Consider the following 25,024-nt stretch of genomic DNA (forward strand, 5'->3'; position numbering starts at 1 on the left):
TTTAAGTGTGCAAAGATATCATTTTATTTTTAAATAATAAATTTATCGCTAATTGATTTGTTCTCGTGAACCATCTTCATCACATCCGCAAAAAGTTGGGCACAAGACAATACTTTAATCTTCGAGCATAATTCTGTTTTTACAGGAATGGTATCGGTTACGATTACTTCTGACAATTTTGATTTCTCAATATTTTCATAGGCCTTTCCTGAGAGAACTCCGTGGGTGGCCATTGCCCGAACGCTTTTCGCACCGTTTGCCATCACGATATCAGCAGCTTTGCAAAGTGTTCCTGCGGTATCAATCATGTCGTCAATAAGAATTACATTTCTTCCTTCAACATGTCCAATCAAAAACATTTCTTCAATGACGTTAGCCTTTTTTCTTTCTTTGTAGGCAATAACCACATCAGCTCCAAGATGACTCGCGTAATTTTTCGCTCTTTTTGCGCCACCCATATCTGGTGACGCAATGGTGAGATCGCTCAAATTTAATTTTTGGATGTAGTCGATGAAAATGGTGGAAGCGTAAAGATGATCTACAGGAATTTCAAAGAATCCTTGAATTTGATCTGCATGCAAATCCATGGTCATAATTCGTGTTGCTCCGGCTGCAGTCAAAAGATTGGCGACCAACTTCGCTCCAATTGGCGCTCTGGGCTGATCTTTTCGGTCTTGTCTGGCCAACCCATAATAAGGAAGAACAACCGTGACGCTTTTTGCAGATGCTCTTTTCGCAGCATCAATCATGAGCAATAACTCAAGAAGATTGTCTGCTGGTGGAAAAGTAGATCCAATCAAAAAAACCCGCCCACCACGGACGGATTGCTCCAAAATGGGTTCAAACTCACCATCACTAAACTCTTGGAAAATAATTTTCCCCATTTCTTGCCCATAAAATCGGGCAATTTTTTCCGCCAAAACTTTACTTGTTCGGGTAGAGAATAAATAACTCGCCTGCTCAGCCATTTTTACTTTTTTTTAGATGTGCAAATTTAAAAAAATAAAACCACTCGACGGAATTCAAGTGGTTTTATAATTATAAATTTTAAATAAGGATTATGGGAAAGTTACTCCTTGATACTTATTCACGTTTACCATTGGTAAAGTTGATTTGTATTTCTGATTGATCACTCTCAAAAACTCGTTAGCGATTAAAGCGTAACCTCTACCTGTAAGGTGAACACCATCTAAAGAGAATGTTCCGCCTGTTACAAAACTTGCCGTGTATTTTACCCCATCAAACTGAATTCCAGATATTGATGAAAGTTCCATCATTTTAGCATTCGCATCTACAAATGCCAAACCTTTTGCTGTAGCAATAGATTTAATTGAAGCGTTGTACGCTGCAGTTGCTGTTAAAACTTTTGCTGTTTCAGTTTCTGTCAATACATATTGGTTAGCCATCGGATAAGAAATACCATTTACGTTGATGCTTGCTGGCGCACCTGCAACAGTAGCTCCAATTGCAGAGCTCGCTGTTAAAAGAACAAGATCTTTCGAAGTAGCTTGTCTTGCACGACCGTAAATCTGACCGAAAGCTGCAGCTGTTGGCGCTCCTAAAGAAGGCGTTAAAGCAGCAGTAAGTTGTGCAGAAAGATTTGGTAAATCATTATCTACAATTAATAATGGATTTGCTGCTGTAGCAGATAATAGATTTAGTCTACTCCCAGCTCCAAAAGCAGTAAGCGCTTGTTTCAATGGTCCATATAAACTTGTATTTAACGCAGTAATATTAGATCCTAATAACGCTGGTGTTAATGGATTATAAGGTACTCTTGTAAAGAAAGGGATTGAAGTTACATTTGGAATATTAGCAATCACTCCTTTCGCACCTCCTGAAGTTAAAGCAGTTACATAACCGTTAATTACTTGAGTAACAACCGCTGGATCTGTAATATCATTTGAACCATAAGTTGTAGGATTATTGCCCGTACCCGTTTGATCAATTCCTGATCCTCCACTTGTGGCATAAGAAAGAACATCGTTATTCCCAATCCAAAGAGAGAAAAAAGTAGGTGCCTGAGCCATTGCATCACCAATTATAGAAGCATTTGGTCCTGTTGCGAATCTTACAAAGTAAGGATTTGCCGCACCAATTGCTAAACCTGCAGGGTTACCGTATCCAGGAGCTCCTAAGTGGAAAGATTTCGCACCGGGAACACCCATATTGTTAAACATTTTTCCCGGACCACCGATGATATCGATATCTGCAGCAGGAGCGCTTGGCGTTGGAGATAAAGAACCATTCACCACTTTAAGGGTCAATTTTCCGTAGAAATCTTTCATACCAGAAGCAGCAAATAGACTTGTAAATCCACCAACATTATTTGGCATCATTGGTTGTGTAAATACACCACCGCCGGCAAGCTGCATTTGTTGAGCCATCATCGAAGGGAAAGATTCCATCTGCCCATCGCTATACAAAGCGCCATCTCTATAACCTGAACTTAAGGAGTTTCCAACAGAAACAAATTTTGTAAAATTCGCCTCTCCGTTCGTTACCTGAATATTGGTTACATCTGTTTCAAAATCTGTATCACAACTTATTGTAAAAAATAATGCTGAAACAGCTATTGTTGAAATTAATATTTTTTTCATAATTAAATTAAGTCTTAAAATGCGTTATATGATAAACCTAAACCAAAGTAATATGCTTTAGCTTTCGCCTGTCCGTAGAAATTATTGTATGCATTGCTCACCAATCTGCTTTTTGGAAATGCAATCCCACCAGCGATATCAACTCCAAATCCTTTCATAACATTGATTCCTACCCCTGCTGTAAATACGTTCGTATCAAAAGATGGCGTTTCTGCCTGGAAGTCTGTATCAGCATAAGGTGATTGATCATAGTAATATCCGGCACGTGCTGCAAACATATCATTAATTTGGTATTGAGTTCCAACTCTCCATGTCTGGGTGCTTTTGAAGTTTTTCGGACTAACCAAGATCGTTGGATCATTTGGTTGGTTACCAATCGGTGCATTTGCAAAATCCAATGAAAGCTGATTATACTGATCCCAACCAGTGTAGTTGAAATCTCCTGAAACATACCATTTTGGAGTTATCTTGTACGTTACACCGATGGTATATTCGTCTACCAAAGGCAGTGTTGCTTTAAATGAATCTTTTCCAGAAGCATCAAGACCCAAACTAGGATATAATGCCGGAGAAATATCGAAACTTACGGTTCCGTTTTCAGCTTCCATATCAATAGGAGATCGGTAAGCGATACTCACGTCTAACTTATCAGTTGGCTGAAAATAAAACCCTAAACCAAATCCGCTTCCGCTGGCTTTATCATCTTTTAGGTTTAGCGTTCCGCCTAATTGCGTCACCGCCTTATCCCAATTTACAAGTCCCTTTGCATAAATATAGCTACCACCCACAGAAGCCCATGGAGCTAATTTAAATGAAACCATCGGTTGAAAATAAAATGCTTTTAATTCCAAACGCTGAACTATTTCCCGACCTGCCCAATCTGATGGCCATTCGATAGTACTTCCGAAAGGCGTTGAAAAACTGAAACCGACAGAAACGTTATCCAAAACTTTGTATGCAATTGCTGCATAAATTGGAGTTCCAATCGGGTTATTGGTATCGAAAGATTCGAGAGTAGAAAGATTTTGATAAGTTACACTTGATTTTGCGCCAAATCCACCAGCTGCGATACTCAGTTTAGCTGGGATGAAAGACATTCCCGCTGGATTAAAAAAGGTAACACTCGCATCCTCTGCGTGAGCACTAGTGTGCGCCATTGCCAATTGCTTGACACCTTGCAGAGAAACTCTAAAGCCTCCAGCCTGCGCAAGAACACCAGCTAACAATACTGTTGTTAAAACTATTTTTTTCATAAAATCATTATTAATGTGCCAAATATAAAATTATTTTTTAAACAAATGTTAATTATTCTTAAATCATTTTAAACAAATGCTATTTAATGCTTAATGTTTAATTTAAAAGTAAGGGTTGATATTAAAAGATTTCAATGTTAATAAGCCTTTCTTCACTCACATTCCATAATTTCCCACCTTTGTTTAAATTAAATGAAATCAATAAAGCCGTAGAGGTGCTTCTTATTTTAATTATATGATTTACATAATAACTAATACATTAATGAATAATTCACAAGATAACGGCTTAGTTTTGTGTAATTAAAAAATCAATACTGTTAAATTCGCGCTCATTGAAATATACAGAAAAATTTATACTAAATTTGCAACATATAATTAAAATATAAATATGAGTTGTGGATGTAAAACATCCGGCGATTCGTCCCATTCGTGCGGCACAAAATCCTCGAATGGCTGTGAAAGTGTAGATACTTGCGGAAATAGCTATAAATTAAGCGTTTTCGATTGGCTCTCGAATATCAATAACCCATCTCAATCTCAAACAGATTTTGTGGAAGTAAGATTCAAGAACGATCGTAAATTTTTTTATAAAAACGTCAATAAATTACCGCTTCATATGGGAAGCGTCATCACAGTAGAATCTAGTCCGGGTCACGATATAGGTGTAGTAAGCCTTACAGGAGAATTGGTGAAAATTCAGATGAAAAAGAAAAATATCTCTGAAGAAAACCCTCTGAAAATTTACCGATTAGCCAACCAAAAAGACATTGAGGTTTGGCAAGATGCACGAGGAAGAGAGGAAGGGGTGAAAATTCAAGCAAGAAAGATTGCGTACGCCCTGGATCTTGAAATGAAAATCACCGATATTGAATATCAAGGTGATGGTACAAAAGTCACCATCTTCTACACAGCCGAAACCCGCGTAGATTTCCGACAATTGATTAAAGAGTATGCGTCTTTATTCCGTACTAAAATCGACATGAAACAAATTGGTTTTCGTCAGGAAGCTGCAAAAGTTGGTGGTATTGGGTCATGCGGAAGAGAACTTTGCTGTTCGACTTGGTTAACTGATTTCCGTTCTGTAAACACGAATGCGGCGCGTTATCAACAATTGAGTATTAATCCCCAGAAATTAGCCGGACAATGTGGAAAATTAAAATGTTGTTTAAACTACGAACTCGACAGTTATCTGGATGCATTAAGTGACTTCCCACCTTCTTCAACTACCATCGACACAGAGAAAGGAAAAGCTTTCTGTATTAAAATTGATGTTTTCAAAAAGAAAATGTGGTTTGCCTACGCCGATCATTCAATGGCGTGGTATGATCTAGACACCAAAGATGTTAAAATGATGATCGCCAAAAATAAGAATGGTGAAAAGGCTCCGCCTTTAGAGGATGTAAAAGTGCACGATATTCCTGTAAAATCAGTCGATCTTATTCAGGAAAATAATATGGATCGCTTTGAAAGAAGAAATAAAAATTCTGGTAAAAGTCAAAACAAAAGAAAACCCAATCCTCAAAATAGATCGGACAACAGACCTGCGGAAAACTCCGGCGACCGTAGAAACAAACCAGGTGAAAAACCACTTGATAAAACTGTACAACCAAACGCTAAGCCGGCCAATCAGAAACCTAAAAACTTTAAAAAGAAACCACAGCCAAAACGTGATGACAATGCATAAGATAATAGGTGCTTTTTTCGTTTTGTTTTTTCTTGCGAGCTGTAAAAGTGATTCCGAGCAGGTGTTTTTAAATGATCTTAACGGAAAATGGAATAAGAAAGCAGAACAGAAATTTAACTTTAAAGTAGAGGATGCGCAAAATCCAAAAAATATTATATTTGTTGTAAGAAACAACAATGATTATCCTTATAGCAACATCAGATTAATCGTTAATTTTTCAGATCTTAAAGCAAAAAGTAAAAGTACCGATACTTTAAATTATATTTTAGCAAAGCCCAATGGCGCCTGGATTGGAAAAGGATTCGGTGAAACGAAAGAGACTCTTTTTCAATATAAATTAAATTACAAATTCCCGGCAAACGGTAATTATTCCATCGGAGTTATACAGGCGATGAGAAATGATAACTTAGTGGGAATAGAAGATATTGGTGTAAAAATAGAAACGGCTAAACCGTAAACTTATTTATGGAAAACATAAAGAATAAAGGAAATACTCAACAGAAGTTTCCACTTCCTCCGAAGAAAGTCAAAAACACTGGCTGGAAAAAATGGGTGAAATTCATTTGGATGTCAGTAATTGTCTTAATCGTAGGACTTGCGGGCTTATTTTTCGCCGTATCTCAAGGATTTCTGGGCGATATGCCCGATGTGAAACAACTTGAAAATCCCGATATTTATGTGGCCTCAGAAATCTATTCTTCTGATGGAAAAATGCTGGGTAAATTTGAAAAAGAAAAAACCCAACCGGTTACTTACAAGGAGTTACCACCATATTTAATCTATGCTTTACAGGCAAAAGAAGATGAGCGTTTCAAAGAACATTCTGGAATTGATTTACAGTCCATCGCGAGAGCCGTGGCTTATGGGGGAAATCGTGGTGGTGGATCGACGATCACCCAACAGTTAGCTAAACTATTATTTACAGGATTAGCTTCTCAAAATAAATTTCAACGTGTTTTTCAAAAGTTAAAAGAATGGGTTGTGGCGGTAAGCCTGGAGAAAAGATATACCAAAGAAGAAATAATCACCCTCTATTTCAACAAATTTGATTTCGTTAATAATGCCAACGGAATTGAAATGGCCTCCAGAATTTATTTCAATAAAAAAGCTAATAAATTGACATTGCCTGAATCCGCGATGTTTGTTGCGATGTTAGAAGCGCCAGTTGCTAACAATCCGTTACGAAATCCAGAAAGAGCAAAGCGAAGACGCGACGTTGTTTTAGATCAAATGTTAAAAACAGGCTATCTGGATCAGGAAACCTATGGGAAAGCGGTCGCAACTCCGATCACGGTAGACTTTCATCCGATTAAAACTATTGATGATGGCTACTCCGCTTATTACAAATATTATCTTAGAAAAGAAGTAGAGGTTTATATTAAAGATTATGAAAAAAAGACCGGTAAAACTTTAAATCTTTTTAAAGACGGTTTAAAAATTTACATAACGCTTGATTCGAAAATGCAAACCTACGCTGAAGAGGCCATTAAAGAACACCTAACCGATTTACAGAAAAGATTTGATGCCGAGCAAAGAGGAAGAAAGCAACGCCCTTTTTATAAAATTAATGATAATCAGATCAACTCAATCATGCTTAGCGCAATGAAGAGAACTGGAAGATACAAGCAATTAAAAAATGCTGGGGTTTCGGAAGATTCGATAATGCTCGACTTTAAAACTCCTGTTAAAACCTCTCGATTTACCTGGCAAGGTGAGGAAGAAGTAGAAATGACGCCTTGGGATTCTATCCGTTATCACAAGCAAATTGCTCAAGCAGGATTAATGTCGATGGTTCCCGGAACTGGTGAAATTAAAGCTTGGGTTGGTGGAATTAACTGGCAACATTTCCAATACGATCACATTAAACAAGGAAAAAGACAAGTTGGGTCAACCTTCAAACCATTTGTTTATGCGACCGCCATTATGAAATTAGGAATGACGCCATGTTCTACAGTTTCCAACGCTACTTATACGAAAGGCTCTTGGAGCGTTAGAGGAAGAGGTGGAATGTTAACTTTAAAAGATGCTTTAGCGCAGTCCCAAAACCCGGTCGCAGTTCGATTAATTGAAATGACTGGGGTGAAAAGCGTAATTCAAACTGCTCGAGATCTCGGTGTGACTGAAGATATACCAAATGAATATGCGGTTGCTCTAGGCTCCTCGGATATTACCATTTATGAAATGTTAGGCGCTTACAGTACGTTTGCTAATTACGGAAACTACATTAAGCCCGAAATGATTTGGCGGATTGAAGATGCCAATAGCCGTCTCATCAAAGAAGTTAAGCCAGTGCTGAAGGAAGTAATGAATGAATTGTATGCTTATACTATGATTGATTTAATGCGCGGTGTAGCAGATTTCGGTACAGCTTCTGGCGAATTGGGAAGACGAGGTGTTGCGAAAGGAATTGAAATTGCGGGTAAAACAGGAACAACACAGAACAACTCCGATGGTTGGTTTATGGGAATTACACCCAATTTAGCTACAGGTGTTTGGGTTGGTTGGGAAGATCGTGCCACTCACTTCTTTGGAACAGGCGAAGGACAAGGAGCTAAAATGGCCTTACCAATTTGGGCGATTTTTATGAAAAAAGTTTGGGGCGATAAAGAACTGGGTATTTTGCCAGAAGATAAATTCGTAAAACCATCTAACTGGACAGGGAACTGCTCCGATTTACAAGGTTTAGGTGGCTACGGCGATGATGGTGGTTTACAAACTTTAGATCAAATTAAAAATCCAACCATTGTAGAACCGACCAATACGGTAAAAAAACCACCGGCGAAAACCGAAGATAACGTGAATGAAAAAATCAATACCGGCGACGATATTGACTTTAATAAATAGCGGTAATTTATAGATAATATAGAAACATCCTTTCAAACTTTTGGAAGGATGTTTTTTTTAACGAACTTTGGATCATGAATTTAGATCATATCACGCAACAATATTTATACTTATTTCCAGGAGACTTGTCGGGAAATAAGAGGCAAAGGCAAACTCCGAAAATAGTTGTTTCCACCACAGAAATTGCTCATTTTGAAAATCCAGACTTAATTATTTTCAATGAAAAGCTTTCCGCAGAGATTGGTTTAGGTAAAATTGAAAATGAGGAAGATAAAGATTTCCTCAACGCGAAAGCTCTTCCTTCAACGATGAAAACGTACGCAACAGCTTACGCAGGTCATCAGTTTGGAAATTGGGCGGGGCAACTTGGTGATGGTCGCGCAATCTTTGCTGGAGAAATTAAAAATAAGGAAGGCGAAAAAACAGAAATACAATGGAAAGGTGCTGGCGCAACGCCCTATTCCCGTCACGCCGATGGTCGAGCGGTTCTTCGCTCTTCTGTGCGAGAATATTTGATGAGTGAAGCCATGTTTCATTTGGGCGTTTCCACAACGCGCGCCTTGTCACTTTCTTTCAGTGGCGAGCAAGTTGTGCGAGATATGTTATATGATGGAAATGCTGCCTACGAAAAAGGAGCTGTGATGACCAGAGTAGCAGCAAGTTTTTTAAGATTCGGGCATTTCGAATTGTTATCTGCGCAAGGCGAATTTGAAACGCTCAAGCAGCTTACAGATTTTGCGATCGAAAACTATTTTCCACAAATAGAAAAGGATAGTGAAGATAAATATGCAGCATTCTTCCAGTCCGTGGCAGATAAGACAGCCGAAATGATTGTGGATTGGTTTCGGGTCGGATTCGTTCACGGTGTAATGAACACGGATAATATGTCTATTTTGGGATTAACGATTGACTACGGCCCATTTTCCTTTTTAGATGAGTACGATCTCAATTTCACGCCTAATACAACTGATTTACCCGGTCGTCGATATGCTTTCGGAAATCAGGCAAAAATCGCTCAGTGGAATCTTTGGCAATTGGCCAATGCTCTTTTTCCCTTAATTAAAGAAGAAGCGAAATTAGAAACTATTCTCAATAATTTCAACACGACTTTCTGGAAAAAGCACGATGAAATGATGGCTAAGAAATTCGGCTTTGATGAAGTTCAAGAAGCCGATGGAGAATTCTTCACAGAAGCACAGCAGCTGATGCAGGATTTGAAGATCGATTACACCTTATTTTTTAAACAGCTGGAAAGTTATTCCGAAAGCGTCGACTATAAAATCCATTTTAAAGAAGTTTTTTACACAAGAATATCGGAAGAGCAATTTCTACAACTTAGGGAGTTTCTCCAAAGTTATAAAGAGAGATTAACGAAAAACACTATTTCAAAAGAAGACTCTGTAAGATTAATGAAAAAAACAAATCCTAAATTTATTCTGCGAAATTATCTTCTGTTCGAATGTAGTAATGAGTTGAATGAAGGAAAAAAAGATTTGCTCAACAAACTGGTAATCGCGCTAGAAAATCCGTACGAAGAAATCTATCCCGACTTCTCAGTTAAAAGGCCGATCGAATATGATGGACAAACGGGCTGCTCTACGCTTTCTTGTAGTTCTTAAAATTCCTTACTTTTGCCGAAATTTCTTACCTTGAACTTTAAACAAAAATTCTCCGATTTTCTGAAAACTGTTTTCCCAGAAACAAAATTCGAATTGGTGTTGTTTCTATTTTTCCTGACCGCTTATGGGATTTTGGGAACTTCAATTGCCCTGAATTATCGGATTATTTTTGATGATCGAATTCCCTGGGATGCCTATTTTAGTTTTGATAATCGAGCGATTGTCATGACTGGCGGCGGCTATGAAAGACATCCATTGGCCAATTATTTTTTCGACTGGCTTCGTGAATTTGCGTATTTGTTTTCCGGTGGTAGAAAAGATGATGTATTTCGTCTTGTTTTGGCCTGGTGCAGCAATATTGCAATAAGCTTGAGTTTAGTTCAGCTCTACAAATATTTAAAGAATATCATCAACTTACCGAAAAAGATTTCTTTACTCATCTTGTTCTTCTTCTCCTTCTTTACGACGCCCATTTTACTTTCTTTCACACCAGAAACTTACACCTATACTTTACTATTTCTAGTTTTATTTAATTATTATGCCGCCTTAAAATTAAGAAAAGAAGAGAAAATTCCGGCAACTGCATTGGCTCTAACTGGAATTGCTATCGGTGGATTAACCATCACGAATATCGTTAAAGTTTATATCCCACTTCTTTTTGAAAAGCAAGTTTTCCGAAATTGGAAAAAGTTTGGCAATTTGGTTTTACGCGTATTAATCTCGGTTTCGGTTTTTCTGTTGCTGTTTTTTTATCGTTTAGATTTTAAGGTTTTAAACTTACTCAATAAATCAACCCAGCAATATGAAAAATTTTCAACACACAAAGTGACGCCCATTTGGGATATGATTGTTTCCTGGTTTTTTGGCGGAAACATGCTTTTCACCAGTTTTACACTGCGCGATTATCACAATAAAAAAGGTTTTGAGTTCAAAGCTCTTTTTATGGAAACTTATTCGTCTGTACTTCCGTATCTTTTTGTGGCAGTGATTTTATCCTTGGTTATATGGAGTTATGCAAAGAACTTTAGAAATAAATTCGTTCAGATTTTAATGATTTCATTTCTGGTCGACATTTTAATTCACACTGTCTTAAAGTTCGGCCTTCATACTTCCTACATCTATGGCGGCCATTTTATATTTATCGTTCCATTGATGATTGGTTGGCTATTCTTTAGTTATAAAGATTCACCAAAAACACTTAGTTCGCTGTATGTAATCATTTCGATTTCGTTTTTCTATTTGGCAATTACCAACGTTTTCAGAATGGTTGAATTTTTTAATTTCTTGGAAAAATATTATCGGTAATTTTAATTTGAAGAATAGTTCGATAAGCTCAACCTGAGATGAACCAGTTTAATTTGTCAGCGACAATCTTGGCGTAATTTATTCCTTCAAAAATAGTTTTAAACAAAAAAAAACGCACTTTACGGTGCGTTTTGTATTTAGTCAAAATATTACTTCTTTTTAGTCTTTACTTTCTCAACCTCGTCTTTAATGAAAGGATATTTTTGCTGCATATCTTCCAATAGATGCGGATCAAGTTCTAAAGCCGTGGCTAATGCTGTTCGTCCTTTTTTTGGATTATTGAGCTGGAAATAACAATTGCTTAATTGATAAAACAATTCGGCTCGATTGTGCAATTTCGTGGCTTCTACTAACAAGGAAGTCGCATCTTCATATTCGCCAATCAACATCAGCACTTCAGAATAGGCATACCAATTATAAAAACGTGTCGGTTCGAAATCGACTAACTTTTTCAAACATGCCAAGCTCTCTTCAAACTTTCCACCCTCAATGTAGAGAAACGCCAATCTTTTTTGATAATCTAAATTGGAGTCATTCAAAGAAACGGCTTCTTTTGCAAAGTGTAGCGCCTCTTTCATTCCACCCATTTCTTCGTAGATGTAGGATTGCTCCATCATGGAAAGGTAAAACTGTGGATCGTCACGCAACGATTTCTGAAAGGAATTTAGAGCCAAAACTGGCTGCTTGTTTTCTTTATAACACAACCCAATTTTGTAAAACGTAAACGATTTGGTATATTCTAAAGCCAACATTTCTTCATAAACAGCAATAGCTTTCAACCACTCGCCCATCGCTTCAAAACACGCCGCTTTATTGGCATATACGCCCACCGATTGTGGATTAATTGCCAATAAATAGTCGAACCCTTTGATGGCTTCTTCGTATTTCTTTTTGTTGAAATAAAACTGCCCGTATTCATACCAAGCGGTTTCAGAGAAGGCATATTTATCCAAGTATCCGTTCAGGAAATCGATGGCTTCATCGCTTCTCTTGAGTTGGTTGTAACAGAACATGACGTTTTCTAAGGCATATTCGTCTTGCGGATCAAAATTCAAAGCCAGTTTATAATGCTTCAAAGCCTTGAATGGATCTTCTAAATTCACAAATTCATCAGCGATAAAATTGTGCAGAAAATTTTCTTCTTCTTCTAATTCCAATCCTTTTTCACAAAACTCGATGGAGCGTCTCGGGTTTCCTAGATTCGAAAAATATTTGGCGCAACAAACTAAGAAATCGGTATTATCCATACAGCTTTCCTTTAATTCAGCCATCAGTTCCTTAGCCTCAGCGTATTTCTCTAACTCCAAGAAAACTTCGAATTGCTTCACTTTTAAATCCAGAGAATTAGGATGAATTTTCAATCCATATTTTGTTGCCACATCGGCAAAGGAAATATCACCCATTTCAAGGTAATAAATAATGATCTCTTCATACTCTTCGGTTTCGAAGTAGAATTCATCATTATTTTCAATCATTGCTTCGAACTTTTCAACAAGTTCATTTTCAAAAAATTCTTCCAATATATTGTTGTTTTTTTCTCTACCTAACTTATAATTAGATATGAAAAAGTTTTTTAATTAATTTTTAAGTTGCTCGGATCTCTTCTATTATCGAAGAATGATAAGATTTTAATTTCGTCATTCATTAATTTATAGAACAGAGAAAATTCTCTAAAATTAAAATTCTTCTGATTTTTTTAATTTTATTTTCCTCACCAATGTAACTTTGTGAACGTACTAAATTAATCATTCTAAAACTTTCATCAAGAATTTTTTCTGAATATACATTAGACTTATTGTGAAGTGTCCAATAATCATAAACCTCATTTAATTCTTTACTGCCTTTTAGGGACCAACTTACATTTTTCATCTTCCAAAAGATTTCATAACTTCTTCATGTGAAATTACTCTTCCTTCTTCGACATCTTTCAAACCCATTTCGATAGAATGTTTTTCAGAGTCTGAAAGTTCATGCCACCAATCATTTTCTAAAGTGTCTTCGACAAAATCAACCTCAATTGCTTTGAGAATCGCTTTTATCTTTTCAGATTCTTTTTTATTTTTGGGGTTTATTGTAATTGTCATTGCTAAAATTTGAAATAAAGTTACTTAATTCTAATTAAATCAAACTTCTTATTTTTTCTATCATTTCATCGCCAAGACGGTCAGCTTCTTCTTGTGAAAAGGCTTCGGTATAAATTCTGATAATCGGTTCTGTATTCGATTTTCTCAAATGAACCCAATTGTTTTCAAAATCTATTTTCACCCCATCAACAGTCGAAACATCCTCTTTTTGATACTCTTTTTCCATTTTTGTTAAAAGAGAGTCAACATCGATATCTGGAGTTAATTCAATTTTCTTTTTACCCATGAAATAACTCGGGTAAGTTGCTCTCAGCTCAGAAACCGTTTTATTTTCCTTTGCCAAATGGGTTAGAAACAAAGCTACACCAACCAAAGAATCACGACCGTAATGAAGTTCAGGATAGATGATTCCACCATTTCCTTCACCACCAATAACAGCGTTTTTCTCTTTCATTAAAGTAACTACGTTTACTTCTCCAACAGCGCTGGCAAAATATTCAGAACCTAAATTTCTTGCTACATCTCTTAAGGCACGACTTGAAGAAAGATTGGAAATCGCTGCTCCTTTCTGATGTCTTAAAAGATAATCAGCTACGGCAACCAAAGTATATTCCTCACCGAAAAGATCTCCGTTTTCATCGACCAACGCCAAACGGTCAACATCTGGATCGACTACGATTCCAACATCTGCTTTTTCGGTTTTCATGAGCTCGCAAATATCTCCTAAATGTTCCTTTAACGGTTCTGGATTGTGCGGGAAATGACCGTTGGGTTCGCAGTATAATTTCACCACTTCACAGCCGAAATGTTCCAGCAATTGTGGAATAGCAATTCCACCTGTTGAATTTACAGCATCAACAACAACTTTAAATTTCTTGGCTTTAATTGCTTCTGCATCGACCATGGGTAAATCCAGAATCTTTTGAATATGGATATCAAAACCGTCATTCCGAGTTTCATATTTCCCTAAATTATCAACCTGAGCATAATCAAAATCTTGACTTTCTGCTAAACCCAGAACTTCTGTTCCGTTTTCACCTGTTATGAATTCGCCTTTTTCATTTAATAATTTCAAAGCATTCCATTCCTTGGGATTATGAGATGCAGTCAAAATAATTCCTCCATCTGCGTTAAGTTCAGGAACCATTACTTCAACCGTTGGAGTTGTAGAAAGGCCTAAATCAATAACGTGAATTCCCAGTCCCTGCAATGTTGCGGTCACCAATGAGTTCACCATAGATCCAGAAATACGGGCATCACGACCAACGACGATTGTTAAATCTTTTTTATTATTATTGTTCTGAAGCCAGGTTCCAAATGCAGACGTAAATTTTACGACATCAAGCGGCGTTAGGTTTTCATCAACTTTGCCACCGATGGTTCCGCGGATTCCTGAAATAGATTTTATTAAAGCCATAAAATGATTTTTATTTAAATGATTTTCAAGAATAAATAAATTCTCGAAAGTCGGATTTCTCAATCTGCAAAAATACGAATTAAATAGGAGAAAGAATGATAGGCAAAGAGTATTGCTTCAATCTTATTAAAAAAATAGACCTTTGATTTTGAGTGCTTTAACTCAAATCATTTATCCACAACAATCGGAATCGCAGCCAGGTTTTCCTTTCTTTTTAAATTTATTGGAACTGAAATTTTTAGCGATGACTTTAAATAAAGAATAAGCTGCAATCACAACGATTACAGCGATAATAAGGTATTGAACAAGAAGTGAATTATCCATTATTTTAGAATTTGGTAGACAATTAAAGATGCAATATAAGCCAAGCCCGACATGCCGAAAAGTTGCGCCATCGTCCATTTCCAGGACTTTGTTTCTCTATATACAACGGCTAAAGTAGAAACACATTGCATGGCAAAGGCGTAGAAAAATAGGATAGAAATTCCCGTGGCAAAACTATAGACTTTGTCACCATTAGGTTTTCGGTCGCTGCGCATTTTTTCAATGATCGTTCCTTCTGGAGCTTCATCATCTAAACTATATAACGTTGACATGGTTCCGACAAAAACTTCTCTGGCTACGAAACTTGTTAGAATCCCAACACCCATTTTCCAATCGTAACCGAGCGGCGCGATGGCAGGTTCAATGGATTTACCCATTTTGGCAAGGTAAGATTGTTCTAATTTCACATCGGTGGCGACGAATTCATCATCGTTTTGCTTGGGACCAATATAACTGAAGAACCAGATAACGATACTGAACAAGAAAATTATTTTTCCCGCACCCGTGATAAATTCCCAAACTTTACCAAGTACGATTTTGAAATCATACCCGAAAAGCGGCATTTTGTAAGAAGGCAAATCCATCACAAGAAAGGATTTAGCGGTGCTTTTAATAACTTTTTTTAGGATTAAAGCGGCAATTAATGAGGTGAAAAAACCCAGGAAATACATGGCCATTAAAGCAATTGCTTTGTAACTAATTCCGATAAAATATTTATTAGGAATGATCAAGCCAATAATAATACTGTAAACTGGAAGCCGCGCTGAACACGTCATAAAAGGCGTTACCAAGATGGTAATCAAACGTTCTTTTACATTCTCAATATTTCGCGTGGACATGATCGCGGGAATCGCACAGGCCGTCCCGGAAACCAAGGGCACGATACTTTTCCCGTTTAAACCAAAGGGACGAAGAAATCGATCCATTAAAAATATAACTCTAGCCATATATCCTGAATCTTCTAGCAGATAAAGGAAGTAAAGTAAAATACCAATCTGTGGTGCGAAGACCATAATTCCTCCAACTCCAGGAATAATTCCATTTGCTAATAGAGAATTGATCGGTCCGGCCGGAAGGTGCGCATTAGCAAAGGAAGAGAACCAAAGGAAGAATTCTGAAATCCAGTTCATTGGATATTCTGCCAAGAAGAAAACACTTTGGAAAATAATCAGTAAAATAAATCCAAAAATGACATAGCCCCAAATCGGATGAACTAAAACCTTATCTAATTTCTCCGTTAGCAATTCTTTGAACTGAGGTTTCTTAAATAGTACTTTGGTAATTATCTTATCAATTTCCTGATACCTTCTGATGGTTTCCTGAGTCTGCAACCTTTTCGGAACCAAACATTTAACCTCATCATTATTCAGTTGTTCATGAACGGTTTCTATCTTTCCTAAATAAGTGTCAGACGATAATAAGGTCCAGATTTTATACTGATTTTCTTCTTTTGTTTCGGCTAAGATTTTAAAAACCAAACCTTTGTGCTCGGTTGGAATATCGAAAGAGACGGTGTCGGATTTAGTAAAACTGCCTTTATGAATTTCGGCACGAAGCTCTTCAATCCCTTGATTTTCTTTGGCGTTGGCCTGCAGAACGGTGACGTTAAGTTCTTTTGAAAGTTGGTCGATGTCAATTTTGATTCCGCGTCGTTCGGCTTGATCGATTTGATTGACCACCAATAAAGTAGGAATACCTAAATCTTGAATTTGTTGGAAAAGAAGCAATCCTCGTTTAATGCTTAAAGCTTCTAAAATATAGACGACACCTGAATATTGATCTTGCTCTTTGATCAAAAATTTTGATAAAATAGCTTCATCTTCAGAACTCGGGTAAATACTGTAAGAACCCGGCAAATCGATTATTTCTATGTTTTCACCTTGATAGTCGTAGTCGCCAGAATGGCTTGCTACTGTAACTCCGGCGTAATTTCCGGTCTTTTGCTTTTTGTTACAAAGTAAATTAAAGACGGTAGATTTTCCCACGTTGGGATTTCCGACCAGTAGGATTTGTTTCTTGTTTGAAGTTTTCATTCTTCGCTCGATCTATTTTGAGATTTATCGGGACTGCTTAAGATAAAGTTTCCACGATGATAAACTGCGCTTCTTCTTCGCGAAGGGCAATTCTGCTTTTTTCGTCGCCAAATTCTATATACATGGGACCTTTGAAGGGTGCCTGGTACAGGATTTTGAAAACGGTTTCTGGGAGCAGACCCATTTCAATAATTTTATTGGGCATTCTAAGGTCGTCATTTTCGTAACCCAAAATTTTCCCAGATATATTCTTGGGAAAACAGCATAATTTATTTGATTTATCTCCTTTCAACACTAAAATTTTGATGCGCAAATATAGGTTATTTAAATTAAATCTAAATAAGGATTCTCGCCAAAATGACCAGAATCATAAAAAAACCCCAAAACAAAAATTTGTTTTGAGGTTTAAAATATAATTGAGAATCTATGAGTTCTATTTTTTCGCTTTTGCAGCCTGAATTTCGATCGGATTATCATTCGCATTAAAAAAGTCATTCAACATTTTTTCTTGCTGTTTTACCATTTGCCCAATTGTTAAATCACTTCCTGGAATCTTTTGTGAAAGAACTTCCGTCGTGAAATATGGTCTTGCAGTCGCCATAGGATCTTTCTTAAATTCTCCAAAAGTTTTCTCGAACTTTTCACGGGAAACTTCTACAACTTTTCCACCATCGCCACCTGGCGACACGGTCTCGATGTAAGGAATTTCATTAAAATTCTCTACTTTTTTATTCCCTTTTAATTCCCAAGAATAATTGTTTCCATCATCGGATACTTTAACAATTAAACCTGGCAAACCATGAAATTTATAAGGACCATCTTGCAACGGAATGTCAGCAGTAAACCACGCCGTCCATTTACGACCACCATATTCCGTGGTTGCTTTTTGAACATTGTAAGCACCAATTTTTTCTTTTTGAGCGTCAATTTTCCAATTGAACTTTAAATCTTCGTTGTATCCGATATTCATTGGCGTAAATCCATTGGCTACGCGATCAACGTACTGCACTTTAATGCTCGGATAAAACTTATAAATCTTCTCTGAAAATTTCGGCATGGTTATACTCTTAGAAATATCCTTGAAAACTCCAGATTTCTGCATCGCTTCAATTTGAATTTTAAGAATAGAATCTTGAGCAACAATCGTATAATCTCTGTAAATCGATTTATCTTTTACAACATCCAAAATCGTCATCACCTTCTCTACTTTCGCAGAATCTTTCTTCGGCTTAAAGGTTAATTCATAAAAGAATCGGTTAGCTGTTTCTTGCGCATTCAAAGCAAAAAAAATGCTTACGGCAAAAAGAGTGAATAGTTTTTTCATAATTTTTATTTAATGTATTAGTTAACCTACTTAAAGATTTGTTACAGAAATAAAGAAAATTTAATATTTGTTTAACTACAAATTAAAAAGCAACCTTTTACCTTTACTGAAAACATCTATTATGGAAACACTACCGCTTCTCAGAAAAGAATTGACGCAGGAATTTGAAACGACGAAAGAGTTCTTCAATATTTACCCCGACGAACTTAACGAATACCAACCGCACGAAAAAAGCATGAAGATGATTACTCTCGCGATACACATCGCAGAAATTTTTGGGTGGCCTGCCTTTATGATGACGACGGAAAAACTAGACTTTGCAGCGGGAGATTATGTACCTACTTTTCTAAACACAAAAGCGGAGCTTCAACAGAAATTTGAAGAAGATTATCAAAAGAGTAAAGAAATTCTGGAAACTATTAATGAGGAAGATCTACTAGGCAGCTGGAGTATTAATAATGGCGAGCAAGTCATCGCTTCATTTAACAAATATGAAGCAATCAGACATGGGCTGAATCAAATTGCGCATCATAGAGCACAACTTGGCGTTTATTATCGGTTAAATAATATTGCGCTGCCGGGAAGTTATGGGCCCAGCGCAGATGATGGAAGTTTTTAATAATAACCATTTTACCTAAAATAAAAATCCCATCCTGTTGAGACAAGATGGGATTTTTGATAGTAAGTATACAATTATTTAAAATTAAATTTTACCGTAAACATCACTTGACTAGGTCTAATTTCAATGCTATTTCGGGTCGTTGAAAAATAGGTCGTATTATAACTGATGGTTTCGTACAGTTTTTTGTTGCCAATATTTAACCATTTGATTTCAAAATCAATTTTCTTTTTTGCCCAAGTATATTGGTAAGATAGATCGTAGAAGGAGTTTCGAAGATTCGTCGCGCCTTGTGAAGTGGTAACATCATCCCAAACCAAACCAACGGTATGATTTTCTATCGGATAAAGGAACAAGTTTAAATTGTGATTCCACCCAGAATTTTTATTGACATTATTTCTATAATCGTCACTATTTTTATTCCAGTTCAAGGAGATATTATAATCTAAACTCATCCAAGAGAAATAGGTATTATTAAATTTTACCGCGACAGTTTGTGCGTTGTTTTTGCTTTCAATATAGTTGTCGACATTATTTTGATCCACCAAAATACTGAATGAATTAGAATCTCTATTGGTGAAACTTACTGAAGCATTGGTTTTAAATTTCGGGAAATACTTACCAATTTCTGCACTCTCCGTTTGTGAAAAAGAATTGTTATCGATGAATTCTAAAGTCACCGCCGAAGCTCCAGACGCAAAAGGACGAGACTTGGTGATGATGTTTTTCTTGGTATCGTTATAACTATATCGAACATTGAAAAATAAATTATTCAATGGGTTTCTATATTCCAGTCGAGCTGATGAGTTTATATTTCTATTTTCTGGCAAAAGATTACTGTCTCTAAAGTTCAAAGATTTCGGACTTGTTAAAATAGATCCATCGTAAACCGACCCAAAATCTCCGTATCTGTAATTTAAACCACCGTAACCAGAAACTTTCCAGAAAGAGGCAAAGTCGAAACTTCCATAAAAAGTAGGTTCAAAAACAGTTTTGCTGATTTCAGAATCTTTCGATCTCAGTAAATCTTTGTAATCAATGCCGTACATATTTAAAGGTAAATTGATGCTTAGGTTTAAAGCATTGCCTTTATAATTAAAACCAACTTGCGTGTAAGGATTAATCTCATTCCATTTAATATTATTCTGATAGCCGATCCCTAATAAATTTCCATCCGCAAACAATTGGGAATTCATTTCGTTGAAAGAAAGATTCAAACCTACTTCTGGCGTAATGGTTAATCTTTTATAAGAAAACCCAACCGAGGCAGAATGATTTGCATTTAAAGTGGAGGAAGAAATTCTTTGGTCAAAACGGTCGAAACCAGACCCAAGATCTGTAAAGTTTTCATATTCCGCCGACAACGTTTGCCGATCTTTTTGGTAAGAAAGGTAACTCATGAAATTAACCAGTTTTTCTTTCCAGGGAATAATGGTACTTAAAGAGTTTTTGATAATTCCCGTCGGCGCGCTCAGCGATTCATCGATGAAAATATCCTTCAAAGTAGGATCTGGAACTGCCATATTATACCTCGTCGACGTATTCCCACGATCTTCATTCCAGAAGCCATTCCAAGTAGTGGTATTTTTAAAGAATCCTTTCTTGGCATTTTTCGTGATGATGATTTCGCCTTTTGCGGCATTGCTGTAAAGGTTGTTCGATTCTGTAGTTGTTATTTTTCCAGCTTTAAAGAAATCGGTATCAATTTCATAAATGGTTTCCCGGTTAGAATCTCTGTTGATGGCGTTGTTGGTGTAACTCGTGCTCGCCTTCAATTCCCATTCTTTACTTTTAAAAGGGTTGGTCAAAATATTGGCCGAGAAAAAATGAACGTTGTTCATCAGATATCTTTTTTCTGGGATATTAGGCGTGCTGGCTTTATCAACACTCAACCAGTAATTTCCGGCGGATTGTCCTCTTCTGCCTTCCCAACGACTGCCGAACGCCAACATGTTGCCTTCTCTTTCTACGCTCTCACCGTTATTATTGGTTTTATAGTTGACGACCCATTGATTTTTCTGGCCGAAAAACATTGGCGTTAATTTCAAATTATATAAGAATGGTTCCATTCCAACACCGACTTCTCCGCGACCCGTCATGGTAACTGCCTTTTTTAACTTGATGTTGATCGCAGCATTTTCTGAGGGAACTTTATCTTGAAGAATTTTTACAGGCTGGTGATTTTCCATCACTTCTACCTTGGAAACAGCGCCCGTTGGCAATGAGTTATTGATGGTTCCATAACCACCTTCCATTAAATCTTTTCCATTGACATAAAATTTATTGATGGCTTCACCTTGGTAAAGAACCGTTCCATCTTTATTTACATCAATGCCGGGAATTTTCTTTAGAACATCTGCCAGCGTACGGTCAGATTTGCTTTCAAAAGCTTTGATATCGTAAGAAATCGTATCGCCTCTTTTGGTAATCATTTTGGCTTTTAGCTTTACCTCTTTAATTTCTGTAGCGTCTGGCTGCAAAGTAAAGTTCTGAGTTTGATTTTCATTCTTAACCGCTTTTTGCGACGGTTTTTGATTAAAGGCTTTGATCTTTAAATCTACATTTTGCTCAGGTGTGGTAAAAGTAACTTTGTATTCTCCTTTAATATTGGTAATTGAGTAAGCGATAATGGCATCTTTTCCCGGTTCTTCTACGGTTACACTCGCACTGGGAATTGGCTTGCCATCTTCATCAACAATTTTTCCACTAATGGAGGATTGTGCCCACATAAATAGGGAAAAAAATAAGGCAAAAAGAATAGAAAGTTTTCTCATGGAATGATTTATTAATGAGTAAAGGAAACATCCTATTTGTTACACTGCATGGATAGAATTGGCGATGGAGATGATAAATAAAATTATATAATCGCGACTTCTCATTATAAATCGATGTTGGAATCTTTTTTTTATTATTTTTGTTACATTAATAAGAACTCAATATGGGACTTCACTTACAACCAATCGATATTGTAGAATCGATCACAAAGGAAGAATTTAGGGAAAAATACCTGCTTCCAAGAAAACCAGTTGTCCTAAAAAACATGGCAAAAAACTGGCCTGCGTACCAGAAATGGACCATGGAATATATGAAAGAAGTTGTTGGTGATGTAGAAGTTCCGCTCTATGATTCCTCGAAAGCAGATCCTTCAGCACCTATTAATTCTGCAGCGGCAAAGATGAAGTTCAGTGACTATATCGATTTAATTAAAGAAAAACCGACTGATTTAAGAATCTTTCTTTTTGATCCTATTAAACAAGCTCCCAAACTTTTAGAAGATTATATTTCGCCGAAAGAATTGATGGGCGGCTTTCTGGATAAATATCCCAACATGTTTTTTGGCGGGAAAGGTTCGGAAACATTCCTTCATTTTGATATTGATATGGCGCATATTTTCCACACGCATTTTAATGGAGGAAAACATATCATCCTTTTTGATAACAAATGGAAAGACCGATTGTACAAAATTCCGTATGCCACATACGCGCTAGAAGATTATGACATAGCAAATCCAGATTTTGAGAAATTCCCTGCGTTAGACGGTGTGGAGGGAATTGAGTGTTACTTAGAACACGGCGATACTTTGTTTATGCCGACAGGTTGGTGGCATTGGATGAAATATCTGGACGGAAGTTTCTCGATTTCCTTGAGAGCTTGGGATGAATCTTGGATGGTGAAAGCAAAGTCGCTTTATAATTTGACTGTTCAGCGAAACTTCGATAATTTTATGAAGAAAAAATTTAAGAAGAAGTATATGGATTGGAAAGAGCGAAAAGCTATTGAGCGCGCCAATTTTGCTTTAAAGAAAGGATTGCCAAAATAATTGACCGTTAAAATTGATCTAATCTGTTTCTTTTGAAGCAGATTTTTTTGTGAAATAACGTGTAATCACGGGAATAGAAAGCGTGATTTAACGGGTCTACAATACTCAGCTTACCCATAAATTTGTAGTGTAATTAAGGATTAAGCCGAAAACCTTATAGAGTAGGCAAACCAAATTCACTATACCATGAGTTTTATTATCAAAGGAAACTTTTCTGCCCGCTTATGCGAAGATTGTTTCGAAAACCTGAGTCAGGTAAGAGTACGTATTTATCTTCCGTTACGGGAGAATGATGTTGCGGCAGTTTCTGCTGCGGCAATCAAAGACACTTTCAGAGAGCTTAGCGATGAAGAAATTAAAGCTAAACAGAATCGCTTAATCGCTGAAGCAGAAACGGATATGGAAGGAAATTTTGGAATCAATATTGACGAGAAATATTCACGCTCAGCTTTTGAGATTGATATTTATTGCGACAGCGTTCCTCGCCTTCCACATCCGCCAAAAAAAGGAAAAGCGCGACAATTTCACATCACCACTTTCACCCCAGAATGGAAGTTAATAGACGATCAAAATCACGTGTCTAATTTCCAATGCCGACTTCCCTCAAAATGGTGGTGTATGATCAAAGGTAAATATTTCGATGTTTGGTCCATCTGCGGACAGTTAATCGACTGCAAGACAAAAAAAGCCCTACCCGGAATTACCGTTATTGCAATGGATGCCGATTTCATTACCGATGATGAGTTGGGCAGAAATGTGACCGATAGTAATGGCTATTTCAAAATCTTTTACACGTCGGTAGAATTTAAAAAAACCTTTCTCTCACCTGTAATTAATATTGAAACAGATGTTCTTCTGCCATTTGCCAGCGGTCCTGATGTGTACTTTCAATTAGAATATGGCGGCCAGCGATTCGCGCTCGAAACCAAAGCCAATCGACGCAATAATGTAGGATATTGCTTGTGCGTAAAATTATGTGCGAAAGAACTAATTGCGGTAGAATCTGATACACCACCATCTTTCACGCATTTTGGTTTAACGCAACATATCCCGATTCAATCCGGCATCAATCTGGCGACTGGGAAAACCTTGGCGGGCTATGCATTTTTCTCTTCCGTTAATTTAATTGGAACGATTTGTAAAAAAATCAATGCTCAACCGATGGAATATTTATTTGAATTTCAACAATTAGCAAATCCGACCGATGCGATAAACCCCGGAAACTGGAGTCCCATCGTGCCGAATATGATTGATAAAACAGTGATCGGATATCTGTACACTTACACCGGCGATCCTAACAACTTCGTAGATTTCGAAGACTATTACATCAACGGAACCGGCACTGAGAAAACAGTTACCTTCAATGGAAACTGGATTCAAGTCCCGCAGGAGTCCAACTTTATCGGACATGCCGACGGTCAAATCCTGAAACTTAATACCGAAAAATTAGCTGGCGTGACGACTATTGATATGAGCACGCCTACTTCTACAATCGGAAGTGCCACCGTTTCACCAGCAAGACCGCAGGTGAAAAATAAATATTACGCACTACGAATGCGACAAAGACAACAGGGAAATGCCGCAACAGAAATGATTGCGGGAACATCAAAACCAATCGCAATTTATAATGTGCTTTACAAAAATGTAAACAAGAATGGAAGTTGGGCACCATCAACTGTTTCCGATCAATACATCGCTGTTTCAGTTGACCTACAAGAAATTGTGGCAGGCCTCAGCGGTTGTAGCAAAGTAACGAACGCATTACATGTAAAATATGGAGCGAGAAATGAGAATTTAAGCAACGTCAGCCTTTCCATAACTGGACCTCACAAACCGGGACAAAGTTTTGGGTTTGATCCGATCGCGCTACTTGCTGCACCAGAAACATTTGGCAGTACGCAGTTAATATTTACACCACCAACCGATACCGTTGCGGATCTTTTGCCATGCGCTTATACCGTTAGTATTTCAGCGACCGCTTTACTTACAACGGGTGATGGCAATCTTAATTCCTACAATGATTTTGTTTCTTTCTGTAAGGTTTAAAGATTATTTTATATCGAATCATTGATAGGTAGAGATCAACTTTTTGTTGGTC

At 37.1% G+C, this 25,024-nt stretch carries 20 protein-coding genes; 8 read left to right on the forward strand and 12 right to left on the reverse strand.

Features of this window, described 5'->3' with window-relative positions:
• Nucleotides 1-29: 29 nt before the first annotated feature.
• From BMX49_RS01535 to BMX49_RS01545, 3 genes are all read right to left on the reverse strand, one after another.
• A complete protein-coding gene (locus tag BMX49_RS01535; protein ID WP_034717992.1) occupies nucleotides 30-968 on the reverse strand; it encodes a ribose-phosphate pyrophosphokinase in 939 nt (312 codons plus the stop codon).
• A 90-nt stretch (nucleotides 969-1,058) separates the two neighbouring features.
• On the reverse strand, nucleotides 1,059-2,600 hold the full coding sequence (locus BMX49_RS01540) for an SGNH/GDSL hydrolase family protein (protein WP_034717994.1): 1,542 nt from the start codon (nucleotides 2,598-2,600) through the stop codon (nucleotides 1,059-1,061).
• Nucleotides 2,601-2,614: 14 nt separating this feature from the next.
• Nucleotides 2,615-3,853: an OmpP1/FadL family transporter gene (locus tag BMX49_RS01545; protein ID WP_034717997.1), complete on the reverse strand. Its 1,239-nt coding sequence runs from the start codon at nucleotides 3,851-3,853 to the stop codon at nucleotides 2,615-2,617.
• Between the two features lie 388 nt (nucleotides 3,854-4,241).
• Between BMX49_RS01545 and BMX49_RS01550 the strand changes: the two genes are divergently transcribed.
• The 5 genes from BMX49_RS01550 to BMX49_RS01570 all read left to right on the forward strand — a co-directional run bounded on the left by BMX49_RS01550 (nucleotide 4,242) and on the right by BMX49_RS01570 (nucleotide 11,305).
• Nucleotides 4,242-5,537, forward strand: coding sequence for a PSP1 domain-containing protein (locus BMX49_RS01550; RefSeq protein WP_034717999.1), 1,296 nt, complete (start codon nucleotides 4,242-4,244; stop codon nucleotides 5,535-5,537).
• Nucleotides 5,530-5,994 carry a gliding motility lipoprotein GldH gene (locus BMX49_RS01555; protein WP_126337175.1) on the forward strand — a complete coding sequence of 155 codons (465 nt, stop codon included), beginning with the start codon at nucleotides 5,530-5,532 and terminating at the stop codon, nucleotides 5,992-5,994. The genes BMX49_RS01550 and BMX49_RS01555 overlap by 8 nt, the downstream gene beginning before the upstream one ends.
• An 8-nt stretch (nucleotides 5,995-6,002) precedes the next feature.
• On the forward strand, nucleotides 6,003-8,381 hold the full coding sequence (locus BMX49_RS01560; protein ID WP_034718002.1) for a penicillin-binding protein 1A: 2,379 nt from the start codon (nucleotides 6,003-6,005) through the stop codon (nucleotides 8,379-8,381).
• 74 nt (nucleotides 8,382-8,455) lie between these two features.
• On the forward strand, nucleotides 8,456-10,000 hold the full coding sequence (locus BMX49_RS01565) for a protein adenylyltransferase SelO (protein ID WP_034718004.1): 1,545 nt from the start codon (nucleotides 8,456-8,458) through the stop codon (nucleotides 9,998-10,000).
• A gap of 12 nt (nucleotides 10,001-10,012) precedes the next feature.
• Nucleotides 10,013-11,305 (forward strand): DUF6080 domain-containing protein, encoded by a 1,293-nt coding sequence (locus BMX49_RS01570; protein WP_246005100.1) that lies wholly within the window; start codon nucleotides 10,013-10,015, stop codon nucleotides 11,303-11,305.
• Nucleotides 11,306-11,454: 149 nt separating this feature from the next.
• On the opposite strand, the gene BMX49_RS01575 is transcribed toward BMX49_RS01570, so the two are convergent.
• The 8 genes from BMX49_RS01575 to BMX49_RS01605 all read right to left on the reverse strand — a co-directional run bounded on the left by BMX49_RS01575 (nucleotide 11,455) and on the right by BMX49_RS01605 (nucleotide 18,487).
• Entirely contained in the window at nucleotides 11,455-12,825 is a 1,371-nt protein-coding gene (locus BMX49_RS01575) for a tetratricopeptide repeat protein (protein WP_034718006.1), read from the reverse strand.
• Nucleotides 12,826-12,949: 124 nt separating this feature from the next.
• The gene (locus BMX49_RS01580; RefSeq protein WP_034718007.1) at nucleotides 12,950-13,174 is read right to left on the reverse strand and encodes a hypothetical protein; all 225 of its coding nucleotides are present in this window, start codon (nucleotides 13,172-13,174) and stop codon (nucleotides 12,950-12,952) included.
• Complete coding sequence (locus BMX49_RS01585) at nucleotides 13,171-13,389, reverse strand: DUF2683 family protein (RefSeq protein ID WP_034718009.1); 219 nt, start codon at nucleotides 13,387-13,389, stop codon at nucleotides 13,171-13,173. The genes BMX49_RS01580 and BMX49_RS01585 overlap by 4 nt, the downstream gene beginning before the upstream one ends.
• 34 nt (nucleotides 13,390-13,423) lie before the next feature.
• On the reverse strand, nucleotides 13,424-14,806 hold the full coding sequence (gene glmM, locus BMX49_RS01590; protein ID WP_034721046.1) for a phosphoglucosamine mutase: 1,383 nt from the start codon (nucleotides 14,804-14,806) through the stop codon (nucleotides 13,424-13,426).
• Nucleotides 14,807-14,977: 171 nt separating this feature from the next.
• Nucleotides 14,978-15,130, reverse strand: coding sequence for a hypothetical protein (locus tag BMX49_RS14645; RefSeq protein ID WP_156030675.1), 153 nt, complete (start codon nucleotides 15,128-15,130; stop codon nucleotides 14,978-14,980).
• On the reverse strand, nucleotides 15,130-17,163 hold the full coding sequence (feoB, locus tag BMX49_RS01595) for a ferrous iron transport protein B (RefSeq protein ID WP_034718014.1): 2,034 nt from the start codon (nucleotides 17,161-17,163) through the stop codon (nucleotides 15,130-15,132). The genes BMX49_RS14645 and feoB overlap by 1 nt, the downstream gene beginning before the upstream one ends.
• Before the next feature lie 37 nt (nucleotides 17,164-17,200).
• On the reverse strand, nucleotides 17,201-17,476 hold the full coding sequence (locus BMX49_RS01600) for a FeoA family protein (RefSeq protein WP_375600465.1): 276 nt from the start codon (nucleotides 17,474-17,476) through the stop codon (nucleotides 17,201-17,203).
• A 120-nt stretch (nucleotides 17,477-17,596) separates the two neighbouring features.
• Nucleotides 17,597-18,487, reverse strand: a complete 891-nt coding sequence (locus tag BMX49_RS01605) for a GLPGLI family protein (RefSeq protein ID WP_034718016.1) — start codon at nucleotides 18,485-18,487, stop codon at nucleotides 17,597-17,599.
• Between the two features lie 121 nt (nucleotides 18,488-18,608).
• Between BMX49_RS01605 and BMX49_RS01610 the strand changes: the two genes are divergently transcribed.
• A complete protein-coding gene (locus tag BMX49_RS01610) occupies nucleotides 18,609-19,106 on the forward strand; it encodes a DinB family protein (protein ID WP_034718017.1) in 498 nt (165 codons plus the stop codon).
• A gap of 74 nt (nucleotides 19,107-19,180) precedes the next feature.
• Here the strand turns inward: BMX49_RS01610 and BMX49_RS01615 are convergent, their stop codons facing one another.
• Nucleotides 19,181-21,880, reverse strand: a complete 2,700-nt coding sequence (locus BMX49_RS01615; protein WP_034718018.1) for a TonB-dependent receptor — start codon at nucleotides 21,878-21,880, stop codon at nucleotides 19,181-19,183.
• 164 nt (nucleotides 21,881-22,044) lie between these two features.
• Here BMX49_RS01615 and BMX49_RS01620 point away from each other — a divergent pair, with 164 nt between their 5' ends.
• Together BMX49_RS01620 and BMX49_RS01625 are read left to right on the forward strand one after the other, a co-directional pair.
• Nucleotides 22,045-22,926: a cupin-like domain-containing protein gene (locus tag BMX49_RS01620; protein WP_034718020.1), complete on the forward strand. Its 882-nt coding sequence runs from the start codon at nucleotides 22,045-22,047 to the stop codon at nucleotides 22,924-22,926.
• A 186-nt stretch (nucleotides 22,927-23,112) separates the two neighbouring features.
• A complete protein-coding gene (locus BMX49_RS01625) occupies nucleotides 23,113-24,972 on the forward strand; it encodes a transthyretin-like family protein (RefSeq protein WP_034718022.1) in 1,860 nt (619 codons plus the stop codon).
• The last annotated feature ends 52 nt before the right edge of the window (nucleotides 24,973-25,024 follow it).

It is taken from the genome of Kaistella antarctica, from assembly GCF_900109615.1.
In the GTDB taxonomy this organism is placed as follows: Bacteria; Bacteroidota; Bacteroidia; order Flavobacteriales; family Weeksellaceae; genus Kaistella; species Kaistella antarctica.

Coding starts and splice junctions, on each gene's coding strand:
- BMX49_RS01535 (WP_034717992.1), bottom strand. CDS start 968: ATGGCTGAGCAGGCGAGTTATTTATTCTCTACCCGAACAAGTAAAGTT.
- BMX49_RS01540 (WP_034717994.1), bottom strand. CDS start 2,600: ATGAAAAAAATATTAATTTCAACAATAGCTGTTTCAGCATTATTTTTT.
- BMX49_RS01545 (WP_034717997.1), bottom strand. CDS start 3,853: ATGAAAAAAATAGTTTTAACAACAGTATTGTTAGCTGGTGTTCTTGCG.
- BMX49_RS01550 (WP_034717999.1), top strand. CDS start 4,242: ATGAGTTGTGGATGTAAAACATCCGGCGATTCGTCCCATTCGTGCGGC.
- BMX49_RS01555 (WP_126337175.1), top strand. CDS start 5,530: ATGCATAAGATAATAGGTGCTTTTTTCGTTTTGTTTTTTCTTGCGAGC.
- BMX49_RS01560 (WP_034718002.1), top strand. CDS start 6,003: ATGGAAAACATAAAGAATAAAGGAAATACTCAACAGAAGTTTCCACTT.
- BMX49_RS01565 (WP_034718004.1), top strand. CDS start 8,456: ATGAATTTAGATCATATCACGCAACAATATTTATACTTATTTCCAGGA.
- BMX49_RS01580 (WP_034718007.1), bottom strand. CDS start 13,174: ATGAAAAATGTAAGTTGGTCCCTAAAAGGCAGTAAAGAATTAAATGAG.
- BMX49_RS01585 (WP_034718009.1), bottom strand. CDS start 13,389: ATGACAATTACAATAAACCCCAAAAATAAAAAAGAATCTGAAAAGATA.
- glmM (WP_034721046.1), bottom strand. CDS start 14,806: ATGGCTTTAATAAAATCTATTTCAGGAATCCGCGGAACCATCGGTGGC.
- BMX49_RS14645 (WP_156030675.1), bottom strand. CDS start 15,130: ATGGATAATTCACTTCTTGTTCAATACCTTATTATCGCTGTAATCGTT.
- feoB (WP_034718014.1), bottom strand. CDS start 17,163: ATGAAAACTTCAAACAAGAAACAAATCCTACTGGTCGGAAATCCCAAC.
- BMX49_RS01605 (WP_034718016.1), bottom strand. CDS start 18,487: ATGAAAAAACTATTCACTCTTTTTGCCGTAAGCATTTTTTTTGCTTTG.
- BMX49_RS01610 (WP_034718017.1), top strand. CDS start 18,609: ATGGAAACACTACCGCTTCTCAGAAAAGAATTGACGCAGGAATTTGAA.
- BMX49_RS01615 (WP_034718018.1), bottom strand. CDS start 21,880: ATGAGAAAACTTTCTATTCTTTTTGCCTTATTTTTTTCCCTATTTATG.
- BMX49_RS01620 (WP_034718020.1), top strand. CDS start 22,045: ATGGGACTTCACTTACAACCAATCGATATTGTAGAATCGATCACAAAG.
- BMX49_RS01625 (WP_034718022.1), top strand. CDS start 23,113: ATGAGTTTTATTATCAAAGGAAACTTTTCTGCCCGCTTATGCGAAGAT.